The following is a 15421-nucleotide window of genomic DNA, read 5'->3' as shown; positions in this document are numbered from 1 at the left end:
GGTGGCCCTCGTACGTCCGGGCCTTGCACTTGCAGGTCATCGGGGCTCTTTCGGGGGCCGTCTTCGCCGCCCTGTTCCATCTGGGCGGCACGGTTCACAGGCTGGGCGCGTGGTGGGCGAGCCACTCCTTGGCGGGCGTCCGCTCGGCGGCCTCCGGGAACGCCAGGTAGAAGTCGAGGGGCCCCCGTCGGCGGGCGGACGGGTCCCGGTAGGGGAACAGCTCGTACGTCGGCGTACGTGCGGCCGACACCCCGGTCATCCGGCGCTCGTGGAGGCTGTAGGTGCGCGTGATCGCGAGCGCGACGTTGTCGGCCGCTGCCAGCTTCGGGCAGACCTGCAGCGCGTACGCCGCGCACCGGGGATGTACCGGGGGCTCGATGTAGAAGTTGTCCTCCGGGCCGCCGATGAACACCAGGCGGCTCGTCGCCTTGATCGGCGCGGCGCAGATCCCGCAGAGTCGCTGCGACATCAACTGCCGCTGGCGCTCGGGGCACTGGTCGCCGAATGTTGCCGTACCCCGGCCGGGCTCGCACGGGCACGCCACGTACTCGCCCAACTCGGCGCTGCGGCGGAGGGTCATCTGCCCTCCGGCACCGTCAGGCTCGTACCAGGGGGTGTTGCTGGGGACAGGGCGACCGGCGCCGTTGCGCGGCAGGCGTGCAACGTGCGGCGGCATGGGGACGGAACGCCAATGGGCGGTCAACGTAGTACCTCCTCGGGAATGGCGGGCGGGCGGATTCGCCGTCATGTGGGCTTGTCGCAGGCCGGGACGGTCTTGACGCTCGCGCTCAGGGCGAGCACCACGGCGTCCACCACCTCCTGTGCGACCTCGGCTCTTGCATTGCTGAGGACGGTGCTCAACTCGGTGTCGCCGTAGTCGGGCTTCGGGGCCGCCGCGTACCACGCGACGGCATCAACGGCCGCCTCCACGGCGGCGGTGAGCCGGCTGTGGTCGGCTTCGCGCAGAAGACGGCTCAGGTCGGGGACGAGCATGGCTGACTCCGGACGGACTTGAAGCGAGGGCCCGCCGGTGTGCCGGCGGCCCGGGTGGAGAGTGCCCCTGGAAGGAATCGAACCTCCGCGCACGGCTTCGCAAGCCGCAGCTCTGTCCGCTGAGCTACAGGGGCGTTCGTTGGCCACGAGGCGGTCAGACACGAAGGACCATACACAGACTCATAGAGTTATGCAATCTCTCGAAAAGCCTTGACGTGCCGTATGACGCTATGACAAGTTGTCAATGCATCACAGCGGCAGGCCCCGCGCTACACCGTCGGCCCTTCTCCCCGCTGCTCATCAATCCCTGATTCCCGCTCTGCGGTTGTCTTCCCCTGGGCCTCGCCGGTCCTGTTGAAGGAGATTCCATGAACCCGTCCGCCGCCTCCGAGCACCACTACGCCAGCTTCGGCCCGTGGTCGGCCCCCACCGAAGCCGCCCCGCGTCTCGACGTCCGGGCCTTGGACCGCGCCGCCGGTGTGCTGCTCGGAGCGGGAAGCGGCGACGCGCTCGGTGTCCCCTACGAGTTCCGCCCGAGCATGAGCGACACGGAGCGGCCGGAGATGAAGGGTGGCGGCCTCGGTCCCTTCGCCCCCGGTGAGTACAGCGACGACACCCAGATGCACGTGTGCATTGCCGAGGTCGCCTCGACCGGCGCAGACCTTCGGACCACGGAGGCGCTGGACGCGATCGCTACCAACTTCCTCCGCTGGTACGCGGGCGGCCCGGCTGACGTGGGCAACCAGACCCGCAGCGTCCTGAGCGCCACTATGCGCGGGAAGGGTTCGCCCTCCGAGGTGATGCTCAACGTGTCCCGCCGCCACGCCGCAGCCCACCCGAACAACAGCGCTGGCAATGGGTCGCTCATGAGGACCGGCCTAGTCGCTCTGGCGTACCTTGACGATGCCGAGGCCATGGCCGAGGCCGCGACTCTGGTCAGTGAGCTGACCCACGCCGATTCCGACTGCGCTGAGGCGTGCATCCTGTGGTGCTCCGGTATCCGGACGGCAGTTCTCGACGGCACCTTCGACGGCGTCCGCGACGGGCTTGAACTCCTGCCCGAGGAGCACCGCGCGCTGTGGGCGGCCCGGCTGGACGAGGCTGAGGCGCACCCGCCCCGGTACTTCGAGCGGAAGAACGGCTGGGTGGTTGCCGCTCTCCAGGCGGCATGGTCCGCGATCACTCGCACGCCCGTCCCCGAGGACCGGCCCGAGAACGGCAGCTTCGGCGCGCAGCACTTCCAGCTCGCGCTGGAGGCCGCCGTACGGACCGGCTCCGACACCGACACCGTCGCCGCCATCGCCGGGGCACTTCTCGGCGCGCGCTGGGGCTGCTCGGCCATCCCGCTGGCCTGGCAGAACAAGGTCCATGGATGGCCGACCAACACCGGCACGGACCTCGTCCGCCTCGCGGTCCTCACCGCACAGGGCGGGAAGGATGACGCTGACGGCTGGCCCTCCGTACCCCGCGTGCGCACACCGGTCTCTTCGGGCCGGGCCTTCTCCGCCCGCCACCCGCACGACCCTGACGTCGTCCTGGGCAACCTGGCCCTGACCGAGCACCAGGGCCCCGCCCCGGTGGACGCGGTCGTCTCCCTGTGCCGGGTGGGCTCCGACCCGGTCCTGACCCCCGCCGACATCGAGCACGTCCGGGTCTGGCTGGTGGACAAGTCCGGAGCGAACAGCCACCTCCACTTCACTCTCGACCAGGCGGCCCGCGAAGTCCTCCGGCTGCGCCGGGAGGGCAAGCGCGTCCTTCTCCACTGCGTGGCCGGGCGCAGCCGCACCCCCGCCGTGGCAGCGCTCTACAGCAACCTCGCCTACGACGTGCCGCCCATGGACGCGCTGCGCGAGGTCAAGCGGGCACTCGGCAACTACTGGACGCTGCCGAACCACCCCGAAATGCTCGACGCCGTGTTCCAGCTGGCGGGAGAGGAGCCGCAGCGGGACGCCTTTCGCCCGCGTCGGCGCTCGCGGCTGCGGACGCTGCTCACCCGCTGGTGACGGCCAGAACGCAGAAAGGGCGTGGCCCCGAGGGATTCTTCCTTCGGGGCCACGCCCTTTCTGCTACTCAGCACCCAGGTGGTCAGCGCTGCTTGCCCGCGCCTCGCGTCCGGCCGGCACGCACCCGCCCTTGCCCCCTGCGTGAGTAGACGTGCTTGGTGATCGTCTCCAGGAACCACATCTCCTCGAAGACCTCCGGCCGCTTCCGGTCGCCCGGCTTTCGGTCCGGTGGCTCCAGATGGCCCTGGCTCTTGTAGCTCAGCACCGTGGCTCGCGCCAGGGGATTGCCGCGGGTCGCATTGCCGAGGATGGTGGCGTACCCGCCGATGTCGTACAGGTCCTTCGGGTCTCCGTCGGGGGGCGCGATCACCACGGTCGGGCCTTCACCGTGGATCTCCCCCACACATGCGCCCGGTTGTTCCTCACCCACGTGTCGACGTCACCGACACGCCATCGGCCCGGCTCCGGTGCCGTAGGGAACGGCTTGGTGCCGGCGGAGCGGGTCCATACATCCACCGTCGAATCGGAGACCCGGTATCGCCGCGCCAGACCCGACTTGCCCAGCAACTCCCCGCTGCCGACGCTCTCGCCGTCCAGGACGGCGGAGACCTCACGCTCCGTCTGCGAGGCGGCGGGCTCCACCGCCACAGCGTCCGGTTGAGCGGCCCGGGCCGGCCAGGACTGCGGCCGGTTCCCCTCCACCCACTGGTCGACCTGCTGAGCGTCCCACTCCTCCGGGTCGAGGGGGCCCGGGAAATTGAGCAGTTTCACCCACGTGTCGACGGTCGCCGGCCGTTCGCCGTAGGCCCGGCAGATGCCCGCGCGGTCGATACGCTCCGCGGAGCGGCGGTTGAAGCTCATCGCTCGACCCTCCTGTCGTGCCGACCTGGGGTCGGGATTTGAAGAACGCGGTGCTCGACGACCATGCAACGCATCAGCGAACTCCGCCGACCTGGCCGGGGCGGCGGATGAACGTGTAGGCGGTCGAGCGGTACCACTTCGGCTCGTCGACGTCCGGGTCCTGGCCGTCGCCCGGCGTCCGATCCGCCTTCGCCAACAGCCCCTGGGACAGATACGTCCGCATCGTCGTTACCGTCGTGGCCTTGCCGCGGCCGCGGACCTTCCCGTCGATCTTCCCGATCTCCTGCAGGTTGAGCAGGTCGGAGTCCGCACCCGCCGGCAACTTGAGGTCGTCGCGCAGCGGTCCGGACGCTCTGGGCGTTTCGCGCGGAGCGCGTGCTGCAGCTCCCAGGCGCCCCGGGCGGCGGATGAACGTGTAGGCGGTCGAGCGGTACCACTTCGGCTCGTCGACGTCCGGGTCCTGGCCGTCGCCCGGCGTTCGGTCCGGCCCCGCCAGCAGGCCCTGCGACTGGTAGTTCTTCAGCGTGCCGACCGTGGTTGCCTTGCCGCGGCCGCGGGCTTCGCCGTCGATCTTCCCGATCTCCTGCAGGTTCAGCAGGTCGGAGTCCGCACCCGCCGGCAGGTCGAGTTCCAGCAACTCGCCGGCGCCCGTGCGCGAGGCCCGCGACGACGGGCGCTCCTGGGCCTCCCCGGCGGCGGCCGGGGTACGCCGGATGCGGCGCGGGCGGTTGATGAACGTGTAGGCGGTCTCCCGGAACCACATCGGCTCCAGCACGGTGGGCTGCCCCCCGTCCTCCGGCACCCGGTCGGCCGGCGCGAGGATCCCCTTGGAGGGGGACAGGTAGCTGCGCAGGGTGGCGACCGGGGTGGGGTCGCGCTTCAGGGCCCGGCCCTCGAGTTCGCCGATGCGGCGCAGCGTGAGGAGGTCCCGGGGGCCGCCGGCCGGCAGGTCGAGGGGGTTCTTCTTGCCCTGCCGCGAGTGCAGCCAGGCGCCCTGGTGGAACTCGCGAACCCAGTCGTCGACGTCGTCCTCGTCGTAGATCTGGAGCTCACCCTGGCCGGCTTTGAGGAGGACCTCGGGGAACTTCTCTTCCTTGGACCACTTGGCGGCGGCCGAGCGGTCCACTCCATACCGCTCGGCCATCTTGTCGAAGTTGGTGTACTTGCGCTCGGAACCTGCGGGAATCATGGTCGCTCCATAGGTGGGCCAGCGTGGCCGGCGGGTGGTGCCGGCTGCCCGAACAGGGCGACCGGGCTCTGCGTGTGGTCGCGGCCGGCGGATCCGTCCGCCGGCTGCTCTTGTGTGCTGGCCGGGAGGTGCAGGGAGCGGCCTCCCGGGAGAGATTACCCAAAGTCATAGAGTTCCGCAATTGACGCGCCCGGTGTGGCCCAATCGGCCGGCGGCTGGAGTGTCCGGGACGCGCGGGAGGGCGGGCCCAGCGGAATGCTGGAACCCGCCCTTGCTCCCGAGGTGAACGTCCCGGGATCACGTTGCCAGTTGGAAGGCCCGGTCTGCGGCGCGCTGCTTCTTCTCCGCCAGCTGGGCATCCAGGGCGCGCTGGAGGCTGCCGAAGCTCTCCTTCCCCTGGCGTTTCAGCAGATGAGGGATGCGATTAGCTGGAATTCCGACCCGTTCGGGTCCCAGGACCGCGAGGAGATCGGACTCCGTCTGGTCGGAGTACCCGGCTTCCTCGAGCTCCTCCGTACCCGGGAAGACCTCGGCATGGCGCTCCTTCTCCAGGTCCAGGAGGTGATCCTGTGTTCCGCCGAGGGAGTAGCACCACAGGAAGTTGGCGGGCGGGTCGGGTTCGACCAGGCGACGGAAACGATCAACGGACTTGGTGTAGCAGTAGAAGCGGACGCCCTCCGGCGCGCCACGCATGATCCGCAGCCAAGCTGACAGGTACGCGTCAGAAAAGAAATCGCCTGAATCGTGCAATCTGATCCATTTGTCGCGGTATCGCTTGTGCTGGAGTTCCGCAGCCATCTGCTGCTCCCACTCCTGGGGAGTGTCGAGGATCATCTTGAGATTCCGCTGGTGGGCTGCGAGGACGTTGCTGAACCGGTAGGAGCCGACCCGCGCGTAGCAAAGTTTTTGGCACGCCCCGGCCTCCGGGCAGGTGTTGTAGGTCCTTCCGTCGTCCAGGCGCCCGGCGAACGCCGGCAGCGGCCAGTTGAAGATTCCCTCTGCCCGGAGCTGGGAGTTCTGGGTCAGCAACCACTTGCGGCTGCTGGCGGACGGCTTCTTGGTGGTGGTCGCGTCGGTCACGGTGCTGTCTCCGGGGTGTGGGCGTCGGCGGCGTCGGATGGGCCGGGATGCGGCTGAGCGGGGCAGTAGGCGTGCGGCACGGTGCACGCGTGGACGCCGAGCGCGGTGACCCCGCCTTCGGCCCGCGCGAGGATGGCGAAGCCCTTGGCCAGGGCGGTCCGCGAGGAGCCTTGGTGCTTGCCGCCGAACTGGAGGTCGTCACCGTGACTGGCGATCTGCTCCAGCGCGTCGGTGCGGGCCCGTTCCATCTCCTGGTCGGAGGCGTTGCGCTGCTCGGCGATGAACATCGGGACCATGAAGAGGAGCCAGTCGGCAAGCCGTTCGTGGAACTGGTCGTCGCGGGTGGGGCGGGTCGGTGACTGCGGACGACTGGTCGGCGGTGCGAGGACGACACAGCCGAACGGCCCGTGTGGCTTGGCGGGTTCAGCGATCATGGCGCTCACCGGCGTCGGGGATCTCGGGGGTCTGGATGTCGATGCCGAGTACGTCCAGCAGAGCGACATCGGTGATCCGGTCGATCGCCTCTTCCGTGCACGCGGCGGACAGCACGCCCGGCTGGAGGTCTTCGACGTAGCGGCGCAGTGCGCCGGGGCAGGCTGCGATCTCGGCCGGGAGGCTGATCGGGAGGGCGACGTCGTACACGACGGTGCGGGTCACCTTCAGGTGGACGGCGGCTGTGATCAGGGCGGATTCCATGGGTTCTCGCTTCCGGGGCGGGCGTACCGGCGGGACCGGTACGCCCGGGGCGGTGGGGGTGGGTGGGCGGCGTGGTCTCAGCCGCGTGCCACCACCTCGTCGCGGTTGCTGACCAGTTCTCCGACCCCTGAGCAGGGATCGAAGCTCAGCGGCGGGCAGTGCTTCGCCGCGAGCGCTCCACGGCGCAGCTGCACCCGGCCTTTGCAGTGGCGGCACAGGCCGGTCGGTCGCTTGACGCTGTCGGCGAGCCAGACGTGATCCGGCCCCTGTACGCGTTCGCGGTAGCGGTTGATCGCTTCGGGAAGGACGCCGTCGTCGAGCCAGAGCATGGCCGGGGTGCGTGCGGTCTGGATGTCGGAGACTTCCTCGACGGTCCGCTCCGTGCAGTACTCGAAGTTCTCGTTACCGGTGTCGTCGGCGAAGTCGTCGGGGTCGATCTCGCTGATGAACTCCCGTATCAGCGCTTCGTCGTGGGCGATGTCGCGGGGTATCTCGAACGGCCTGTACGTCTCGTAGAAGCAGATCTCACTGAAGCTGACGCGAACCATCAGCTCGATCACGTCGTCCTCGGTGTGCGGTGCGCTGGTCACGTGCGGTGCTCCGTTCATGCAGGGCGCCCCCGGCTCGATGAGCCGGGGGCGCCACAGTGGGGTTCGGTGTCTGGCCCGGAGCGGGAGCTCCGGGCCGGGCGGGAATGGTCAGTTGTCGCGGACGGGGCAGCTCCCCCGGTGCACGGGGGAGGTGCGGAACTGCGGGGCTTCGGTCAGGTCGCGGGAGCTGTTGAGCCAGTCGCCGAAGTCCGCCAGGGTGTCGATGGCCACGGTCGGGACCGGTGACTGGCAGGCGTAGCAAGGGGCGATCAGGCTGAACGTCAGGCGTGCGGCCCACGCTTCGTAGGCGGCGATGAAGAAGTAGCTGCGGCGGCCGTGCGACAGCTGGACGCGGGCGGCGCGGAAGAGCTGAGCACCCGGGAACAGCGGGTGGTTCGCGTCCTCGTACACGCTCAATGCTGTGCCTTCGTCCAGCCGGAGCCGGTGGCGCAGCACACGGGCCACGCCGTCGCGTTCGGAGCCCGCGCCCAGAACCGACGGGTCAGGCGTCCTGTCGCCGCCGATGTCCGATCCGTTCGCGCGGCCGAGGGAGGCGCGCTGGGCTGCTTCCTCTATCGCTTCCAGATTGGTGGCCGTGATCGCGTGCACGTCGTCTCCTCGTGGCTGTCGAAGAAGGGGCGAGGCCCGGACCGGCCGGGGGGTTGAGCCTGATCCGGGCCTCGCGGCCCCTCCGCCCGGGGGAAGGGGCCGAAGGGGCGAGCCGCACGAAGCGGCTCCTACGGAGTGGTTCTTGGGGGCGCTACCTCCGCCCCACAACAAGAACTATACGCATTGTCATGGAGTTAAGCAATAGGCATATGAGAAGTCCGAGCCACCGCCGGAACTTGGCGCGCACGCGTTGATATGCGGGGTCGGTCAGCACGGATCGAGGGACGCGGAACCCCTGCCCCGTGGCCGACGCCTGGGGCAGGGGACGCGCCGGCCTACGGCGCCATCGAACCCACGGCGTTCAGAATCTCCTGCGCGCACGCGAAGGCTTCCCGCTTGTGACCGTACGACGGCACCCGCAGATGCATGCTCTCGTGGGCCAAGACCTTGTCAGCGGCCTCGCGGGTGCGGACCCGGGCCAGGTTCACCACCATCAGCGGCACCTCCAGACGCTGCTCGGGCTCGCCCCGGTAGACCTGGGCCACATAGTGGGGATGGAAGGGCAGCCCCGTGCGCTTGGCATACCAGACCAGGTCGAAGGTGAGCTCGAACGGCCGCTGCGCCGCCTGCGCGAACAGGCCGCCGCGTGATCGAAGCCACCGGGTGTCGACCGGAGAATCCCGCTCTTCCGCCGGCAGCGGGCTGCTCAAGGCCTCGTGGCGGGCGATGGTCAGGGGGTGTCCACGGTGGAATGTCGTCACCGGAGTTCACTCCCTTCGGCCACCAGCTGCTGGGCCAGGTCGAGCAGCTCCCCGGGCGTCATGGCGAAGTGGCCGGCCAGCCGCTCCAGGAGCAGACCCTCCAGGACCGGGGGAGCCGGCACCTCGGCCCGGGCCAGGACCGCTTCGGCGTGGGCCGCCACCACGGCGTCGGGCGCGATCCCGAAATGGGCGGCCAGGCCGCCCGCGACCTGCGGGTCCAGGGTCTTGGTCCGGCCCTGCTCGAGCATCGCGTAGGCACTGCGCTTCAGGCCGGCCGCCGTGGCCGCCTCCTGCTGGCCGGCGCCGGCGCGCTCGCGTAGATCCCGCAGCGTCGTGGTCGCTGCCGTCCGCAGATCCTCGGTCGCACAGCCGAGGGCCCCGGCCAGACGCCCCAGCGTACTGAGCTCCGGGGTGCGCTCCCCCTGCTCGTACTGACCCAGAACGGTCACCGTGACGCCGACCTCGGTGGCCAGCTCACGCGGGGTCCATCCCCGCCGGGACCGGGCCTCCTCCAGGCGCCGGCCGTCGAAGTTACTGACGCCGCGTCGCTCGGCGCGCATACTGCCACCTCCTGCCTCATCCGTAGGCCGGCCAATCGGCCGGCGGTCCAGGGCCGACGTGTTGCCGGCCGCGGACCCATCATGCCAAGACGCCGGCGCACGGCCGGCCACGGCGGTTGTCATGAGAACTGGCCGTGCCAGGAATCGGCATCCAGCTGCTCAAGTTCCGCCTCTTCCTGCCGGGTGAGCCGATCGGTGAACCGGTCCCATCGCTGCAGCTCGGCCAGCTGTTCACCAACAGCCGGCTGAATCGTGGCGGTCTCGCCGGACTCCAGCTGCAGGACCACGTCGCCGTTCTCCTCCAGGCGGCCCTCCGTCCAGTTCAGAGCCCGGCGACGGGCCATGTTGAGGTTGAACACATAGCCGAGATCTGCGGACTCGGAACCTCCGACCAGCGGCCGGATCCATATGAGGCGCTGATCGGGGCTCTCAGCGCGGTGGTGCCGGGCCAGCGCCTGCCGGTAGACCTCCGCGCCGTCGGCGTCCACGACGACGAGCTGCGCGCCGGCGTCGACGGGGTCGCCCGTGGCGGCGTGATTGCCGGCGAGCAGTTCGGCGAAGCGATTCTGCCAGGTGATGCTCATGTGAGAAGTCTCCTTGCTGATGTTGCAGATGGGGGACGGGAAGAGTGCAGGGGTCAGGAAGTCTTGACGACATCCTCGACGGGCTTTCCACCCAGGTGGGTGATGCCCCGGGCCTTGAAGGACTCCAGGAGCGCGGTGCGCTGGTGTGCGTGGTGGCACATGATGCGGCTGGGGGCCTCCGCCCCGAGCAGGTCGATTCCGTCGCGGAACATGACTTCGTTGTTCGACGCCCCGTGCGTGGCGATCTTCATCGGGTCTCGGGTCAGGCCGGCGGCGGCCTTCTTGTCCGGGCTGGCGCCGTACTTGTCCCCGTTGTAGGCGTAGTAGTCCGCCCGCCGCATCAGGACCGAGGGGTCGTCCCAGATCAGCTGGCCGCCACCGGCGGACTTGGGTGTGTTGGCGACGCGGATGAACACGCTGTTCGCCCCGCCGGTGATTTTGTCCTGGTGCTCGGACATGCCCACGCCGCTGCCGATGCCCATCACGGCGCGCTTTTCGGTCGAGGCCAGCACGCCGGTTCCGAACAGGGCGACCATGTCGCCGCTGCCGATACTGTGCGTCAGGGACTTCCCCTTGAACGCCGTTTTGATCTTTTCGCTCTGGCCGGTCACGTCGAATCGCGACCAGGTCAGCCAGCCGCCGGAGGTCGCCGGGGTGGGGTCGTACCCGGCGCTTGCGGCCAGTGCGTCACCGCTGTCGAAGCCGGAGACCTTGGCCATCGCCTCCCGGAGCACCGCCACCTTCTTCGGCAGGACGGCCGTCGCGGCCTCCAGCTGGATGCGCTTGACCTGGTAGTGAAGCTCGTCTTCGCCGAGCCCGATCAGCGACTCCGCCCGCTGATGGACGATTTCCTGCACCTGGAGGTCCTCCAGCCCCTTGGCCTCGTCGAGAGCGCTCTTCATACCGGTGGCGTTGCCCAGGCCTTGAGCGGTGATGTTGTTGGACAGGTACGTCCACTCGCCCTCGGCCGCCGTCATCGGTTTGCTGACCAGGTGCAGCTGCTCCAGGCGGTCCACCAGCTCCTTGCCGTGGCCGGCGCCGACCGGGGCATGGACTTCCAGCTGGCCGCGCATCGAGAACTCGGTCTTGGACGGGTCGTTGGCCGCGTACGGCCGGTACACCGCGCTCCACCCTTCGCCGAGGTCGATCGCGTACTCCTTGCCGTTCGCCGTGCTGCGCGTCTTCCCGTCCCACGACGTCTCGCCGGTCTGCGCATCGAGGGAGGCCTTGATGCGGCTGGCGTTGCGGAGCTGCGCGGCCAGTGTCCCCGGCTCTGGGTCCTCGGCCGGCGCGGGTATCTGCTTGGTCACCATCTTGGTGACCAAGTGACCGTGCGGCTGGAAGTGCGCCATCGGCGCACCACCGTTCTCGATCTTCTCGCCGACTGTGTTGACCTGGTCCAGGTAGTACTGGGCCATCGCCTTCTCGTCGTCCGACAGACCTGGCGTGCCGAGGACAGCGTTGACGGCGTCCAGCGCCTTCTGGTGCTTCTGGATCGACGCCTCGGACATCGGTTCGCCGCCCTTGAGCTTGTGCTGCACCGACGTCGTCGCCGCAGTCACCAGTTCGGACAGCTTCGCCTTCTTGTCGAGCTCCAGGCGCTCCTTGGACTCTTCCTCGACCTGGACGTCGACCATCTTGGTCCCCGACACGCTCAAGGCATCGAGCAGCTTGCCCTCGGCGTCCTCGCTGACGTGGGCGAGCAGGACCTCTCTGGGCCCGTCGGGCGACGCGTACGCGACGAGGGCAGCCTGCGAGTTCAGGAAGTCCTCGCCGCCGACCAGGATCGGAGTGCCGACCGCCACGCCGACCGGCGGCGCCTCGGGGACAGGGGTCAGCGGCGGATCGACTTCCTCCGGCTCCTCCTCAATCTCCTCGACCTCGGCAGCTACGCCGCCCGGGGCTCCCTCACCGGTCTCCGCCTCGGGCTGCGCCGGATCCTCTTCGGGCGACTGCGTGATGGTGGCCTGCTCGTTGACCTCCGCCTCCACAGCGGAGGCGTCGGGCGCGCTCTCCTGGTCCTCCTCTTCTTCGGGCAGCGGGGGGCCGGTCATTGCGCCGCCCGCGCCTTCGGCGCCGAGGAGCGATTCGCCGTCCTTCGTCCACACTCCGCCCTGCTCGTGCAGGGGAGTCTCCTCGGCCGGCTCCGGCATGACCGCCGGGGGTGCGTTCTGCAGCATGTTCCACAGCTCGGCGTCCGACAGCGTCGGGTCGGCTGCCTGCACCGCCAAATTCGCCGGCGCGCTCGGAGCCTCCGTCGGCGCCGTGGGGGCGACGGCGTACGACTCATGGCTGCTCTTGGAGTTCGTTCCCATCACTTAGCCCCATGCTTCAGGGATGCCGCCTGCGGCATCTTCAGATCCTTGACGAAGAAGTCGGCGAACGCCGACCTCAAGTTCTGCTTGCGCTCGACGGCGTGGTCCAAGAACGCCTCGGCGACCTGCTCGTGGCTGACCTTCGCGGCCGGGATGCCGTGCTTCTTCGCCGCGGCCTTGCGCATGGCGGGGGCCCAGTGGACCCCGCTGCCGGCCTTTGCCCCCTCGTACGCGGTGGAGTGCAGCATCGAGCGCCACTGCGAGTCCGGAACGGCCTCGAAATTCTTGATGATCGGGTGGGCCACGGCAGGGTTGACCTTGACGCCGTTGGCGAGGCTGCCGCCCAGCGCCGCGGAGTACAGCTTCTGGTGAACCGGGTCGTAGGATCCTCCGCCGGAAGGGGCGTAGCCCAGGGAGAGTTTGTCCTGGCCGTAGTGCTTGAAGGCCTGGCCGCGGTCGATGTGCACGAGGCCGCCCGAGGCGGTGCGCAGGACGTTCGCTTGATGTCCGTCGTGGTCGCCGATGAGCCACGAGCCGACGTGCGAGCGCACGATGGAGTCGACCTCGGACTGGGTCCAGCTGTGCGGGTCGGCGGCGAAGTGCGAGGCGCCCTTCAGCATCGGCTGGACGCTGCCGACCTTGCCGTCGACGTTCTTGACGTACACCGGAACCGCAGGGACGCCGCCCAGCGACAGGGCATGGGAGGCGGCGGCCTCGGAGTGGGCGATCACTCCACCGTTGTGGTCAGCCTTGAAGAGCCAGCTGGACCCGTCCGGGGCGCTGTGCAGTGTCTTGCTGTAGGTGCCCCCGAGGTTCGCCGGCTTCCCGCTGCCGAAACTCCAGGAGCTGACGACGTCGGACTCGATACGGGCAGGGACGTCTTGCGCGGTCGCCTTGACCTGCTGGAGGTCGGCGACCAGGGCCTGGACCTTCGCGTTGAACGAGCCGGGCGCGGCCGGCTTCTTCGGCGCCTTCGGAATGGGCTTGGCCGAGGGCGCCGCCGGGCTTGCCTGGGCGAGTTTCTGTGCCTGCGCAGGGCTGGCACCCATCTTGATCGCGGCCGCGACCTTGCTCTCCTGGGTCAGCCCGCCGCCGGGAGTAGCAGAGGGCGCCGTCGGAGTGCTGCCGGAGAGCTTGCTCTTGAGGGCGGCGACGGCCTCGTCGGATGCCAGGGCCGGGGAAGGGGTGGCCGCTGCCGCGGCCTTCTTCGCCGCCGCGGCCTGGACCTTGGCGTTGATCTCGTCCTTGTCCAGAGCCGGGTTGAAACTGGCGGCGATGTAGCTCTGCACGTGGGCCCGGGTGGCCTTGTCGGAGTCGGGCATGCCCAACTGGGCGGCGACGTCTCGCAGGTCAGCGACTTTCTGGCCCTTGGCCCACGTATTGAACTCCGTCGTCAGCGTCTTCGGGTCGACCGTGTGCGACGTGAGAAGCGCCGGGTTGCCGAACCCGATGTCGCTCGACGACTGGAGGGTCTCGTGGATCCACCCCTGCGCCTCCTGCTGGAGGCCGTGGAGCTCACCGGTGCTCTGCGCCCAGGCGGCAACCTGGGCTGCACCTTCGGGGTTGCCGGCGAGGTCGGGCAAGGTCAGCTCGGTGTGGACGTCCTGTTTGCCCTCTTGGTGCACCGACAGTGCAGTGTCGAGCGCGGCCAGCTGGTCCTTGCGGCCCTGCGCGGTCGCCTTCAGCGCTTCCTTCTCGACGTCCGGGGTGCCGGCGCGCATCAGGGCCACGAGTTCCCTGGGCTTGAGGTGCTCTGCCTCCGTGAGGGACATCTCCCCGGAGTCCAGCGCGTTCTTGACCAGGGGGAGCACGGTGCTCGGGCCGATTTTGGCCACCGCGAGGGGGTCCTCGGTCCACACCTTGATGTGGGACTGGAGGACGTCCAGGTCGGGCTTGTCAGGGCAGTGGGCGGTGAGGATCTGCTCTTCTGCGGTCAGGAGGTTCTGCAGCTTCTCGCTGTCGAGCCAGCCCTTGGAGTAGGCGACCTCCTGCCCGGCCTGGGTCCACGCGGCCTCGGCAGCGTCGACCTGCGCGACCGTCGCGTTCCAGGTTCCCTCCGGGCCCGTGGAGAGGCTGGCCGCGTCCGGTGCGCTGGTGGCCGCGCCGGCTGTGCCCTCGATCTGCTGCAAGTCGGCCAGGGTCATACCGCCGACGGACTGTCCGGCGACGAGCTGGTCGTACCGATTCGTCGCGGCGGCTTGGATCTTCTGTTTGGAGGGGATGTCGTCGCCGTAGTACGGGTCGAGCCAGTGCACGAGCGCATGCTGGCCCTTGCCGGAGAGGCCGACGAGGGCCGGGTGCTCGAAGCCCTTGGCCGCGGCAATCTGCTGCAGTTCCTCGGGGTGAGCCCGTTGAGGTAGTCCAGGGACTGGGCGCGCAGAGCGTCGAGCTGAGCCTGGATCTCCTCGTCCGAGGCGCCCTCGGCCTTCATCTTCTCGATGGCTTCCCGCGCGGACTGGATCTGCTCGGCGAAAATGTCGTACCGCTCGACCGGGTCGTCGGGGAGGAAGTCCTCGCCGCCGAGGGGTAGTCGCCTCCGGCCGCGATGGTCTCCAGGTTGTCCATCGCCACCATCAGGTCGGTCTTCGCGATGACGAGTTCGTCGCTGAGCTCCGGCTCAGTTGCCGCGACGGGCGGCTGTTCGGCGCCCTCGACGGTCTGCGGGGCGTCGCTGGGCGCGATGGCGTAGGAGGCGTGGCTGCTCTTGCTGTTGGTGCCCATCACGCACCGGCCCGCGGTGGCAGGGCCGGGATGACTTCCGCCAGGAGTTCGTCCAGGACGAGGTCGGCGGCATGGCGCAGGTCCAGGGCTTCGGGAGGGATCTCGGCCGGGGCGATCTGGCACACGCCGGCCTCTTCCTCCCAGCGGGCGATCCGCTCAGGCGTCACGCCCTCGGCCAAGCGCTCGCGCCAGGGGTCGGCCACGTCGTAGACGAGGGGGACCCACAGGGTGTGCTGTGCCGGATCTGCGCCGTCCGCGCTGTCCAGGGCGAGAACGGCGACGGGGTCTACAGCGATGCCCAGGGCGGGGTGCCAGACCGTGAGGATCCACAGCTGCCAGGTGGTGGCAGCCGGAGCCGGACGCGTCTGGGGCGTTCCGGACTCCGGCTGTGTTGGGGTGGGTGTCGACATGGTGAAGGCTCCTTTTCGGGGTTCGACATATAGAGGTGTCGATCCCGGC

Annotated in this window: 18 protein-coding genes and 1 tRNA gene; 1 reads left to right on the top strand and 18 read right to left on the bottom strand. The window is 69.3% G+C overall.

The annotated features are described in order from the left end of the window. Positions 1-94 precede the first annotated feature (94 nt). From LNW73_RS34775 to LNW73_RS34765, 3 genes are all read right to left on the bottom strand, one after another. Positions 95-580: a hypothetical protein gene (locus tag LNW73_RS34775; RefSeq protein ID WP_250993175.1), complete on the bottom strand. Its 486-nt coding sequence runs from the start codon at positions 578-580 to the stop codon at positions 95-97. Positions 581-744: 164 nt separating this feature from the next. After that, entirely contained in the window at positions 745-993 is a 249-nt protein-coding gene (locus tag LNW73_RS34770; RefSeq protein ID WP_250993174.1) for a hypothetical protein, read from the bottom strand. 62 nt (positions 994-1055) lie between these two features. Then, positions 1056-1127 (bottom strand) — tRNA-Arg (locus LNW73_RS34765). Positions 1128-1361: 234 nt separating this feature from the next. Between LNW73_RS34765 and LNW73_RS34760 the strand changes: the two genes are divergently transcribed. Beyond that, on the top strand, positions 1362-2996 hold the full coding sequence (locus LNW73_RS34760; protein ID WP_250993173.1) for an ADP-ribosylglycohydrolase family protein: 1635 nt from the start codon (positions 1362-1364) through the stop codon (positions 2994-2996). Between the two features lie 82 nt (positions 2997-3078). On the opposite strand, the gene LNW73_RS34755 is transcribed toward LNW73_RS34760, so the two are convergent. From LNW73_RS34755 to LNW73_RS34685, 15 genes are all read right to left on the bottom strand, one after another. After that, positions 3079-3369, bottom strand: coding sequence for a hypothetical protein (locus tag LNW73_RS34755; RefSeq protein ID WP_250993172.1), 291 nt, complete (start codon positions 3367-3369; stop codon positions 3079-3081). Further along, the gene (locus LNW73_RS34750) at positions 3363-3857 is read right to left on the bottom strand and encodes a hypothetical protein (protein ID WP_250993171.1); all 495 of its coding nucleotides are present in this window, start codon (positions 3855-3857) and stop codon (positions 3363-3365) included. The genes LNW73_RS34755 and LNW73_RS34750 overlap by 7 nt, the downstream gene beginning before the upstream one ends. A gap of 73 nt (positions 3858-3930) precedes the next feature. Continuing rightward, positions 3931-5046, bottom strand: a complete 1116-nt coding sequence (locus LNW73_RS34745; RefSeq protein WP_250993170.1) for a hypothetical protein — start codon at positions 5044-5046, stop codon at positions 3931-3933. 297 nt (positions 5047-5343) lie between these two features. Beyond that, a complete protein-coding gene (locus LNW73_RS34740; protein WP_250993169.1) occupies positions 5344-6126 on the bottom strand; it encodes a GP88 family protein in 783 nt (260 codons plus the stop codon). Continuing rightward, positions 6123-6560, bottom strand: a complete 438-nt coding sequence (locus LNW73_RS34735; RefSeq protein WP_250993168.1) for a hypothetical protein — start codon at positions 6558-6560, stop codon at positions 6123-6125. The genes LNW73_RS34740 and LNW73_RS34735 overlap by 4 nt, the downstream gene beginning before the upstream one ends. Beyond that, a complete protein-coding gene (locus LNW73_RS34730) occupies positions 6550-6822 on the bottom strand; it encodes a hypothetical protein (RefSeq protein WP_250993167.1) in 273 nt (90 codons plus the stop codon). The genes LNW73_RS34735 and LNW73_RS34730 overlap by 11 nt, the downstream gene beginning before the upstream one ends. Positions 6823-6899: 77 nt before the next feature. Continuing rightward, complete coding sequence (locus LNW73_RS34725; protein ID WP_250993166.1) at positions 6900-7412, bottom strand: hypothetical protein; 513 nt, start codon at positions 7410-7412, stop codon at positions 6900-6902. A 108-nt stretch (positions 7413-7520) separates the two neighbouring features. Beyond that, positions 7521-8021 (bottom strand): hypothetical protein, encoded by a 501-nt coding sequence (locus tag LNW73_RS34720; protein WP_250993165.1) that lies wholly within the window; start codon positions 8019-8021, stop codon positions 7521-7523. Positions 8022-8356: 335 nt separating this feature from the next. Then, on the bottom strand, positions 8357-8782 hold the full coding sequence (locus tag LNW73_RS34715; RefSeq protein WP_250993164.1) for a hypothetical protein: 426 nt from the start codon (positions 8780-8782) through the stop codon (positions 8357-8359). Next, positions 8779-9342: a helix-turn-helix domain-containing protein gene (locus LNW73_RS34710; RefSeq protein ID WP_250993163.1), complete on the bottom strand. Its 564-nt coding sequence runs from the start codon at positions 9340-9342 to the stop codon at positions 8779-8781. The genes LNW73_RS34715 and LNW73_RS34710 overlap by 4 nt, the downstream gene beginning before the upstream one ends. Positions 9343-9461: 119 nt before the next feature. Further along, the gene (locus LNW73_RS34705) at positions 9462-9926 is read right to left on the bottom strand and encodes a hypothetical protein (protein WP_250993162.1); all 465 of its coding nucleotides are present in this window, start codon (positions 9924-9926) and stop codon (positions 9462-9464) included. Between the two features lie 53 nt (positions 9927-9979). After that, entirely contained in the window at positions 9980-12241 is a 2262-nt protein-coding gene (locus tag LNW73_RS34700; RefSeq protein WP_250993161.1) for a hypothetical protein, read from the bottom strand. Next, positions 12241-14496 (bottom strand): hypothetical protein, encoded by a 2256-nt coding sequence (locus LNW73_RS34695; RefSeq protein WP_250993160.1) that lies wholly within the window; start codon positions 14494-14496, stop codon positions 12241-12243. The genes LNW73_RS34700 and LNW73_RS34695 overlap by 1 nt, the downstream gene beginning before the upstream one ends. 172 nt (positions 14497-14668) lie before the next feature. Next, on the bottom strand, positions 14669-14962 hold the full coding sequence (locus LNW73_RS34690; RefSeq protein ID WP_250993159.1) for a hypothetical protein: 294 nt from the start codon (positions 14960-14962) through the stop codon (positions 14669-14671). Beyond that, a complete protein-coding gene (locus LNW73_RS34685; protein ID WP_250993158.1) occupies positions 14962-15372 on the bottom strand; it encodes a hypothetical protein in 411 nt (136 codons plus the stop codon). The genes LNW73_RS34690 and LNW73_RS34685 overlap by 1 nt, the downstream gene beginning before the upstream one ends. Positions 15373-15421: the final 49 nt, after the last annotated feature.

The organism is Streptomyces sp. RKAG337 (genome assembly GCF_023701715.1).
In the GTDB taxonomy this organism is placed as follows: domain Bacteria; phylum Actinomycetota; class Actinomycetes; order Streptomycetales; family Streptomycetaceae; genus Actinacidiphila.
The sequence above is the reverse complement of the archived record's forward strand: the minus strand, read 5'-3'. Positions and strand labels throughout refer to the sequence as shown.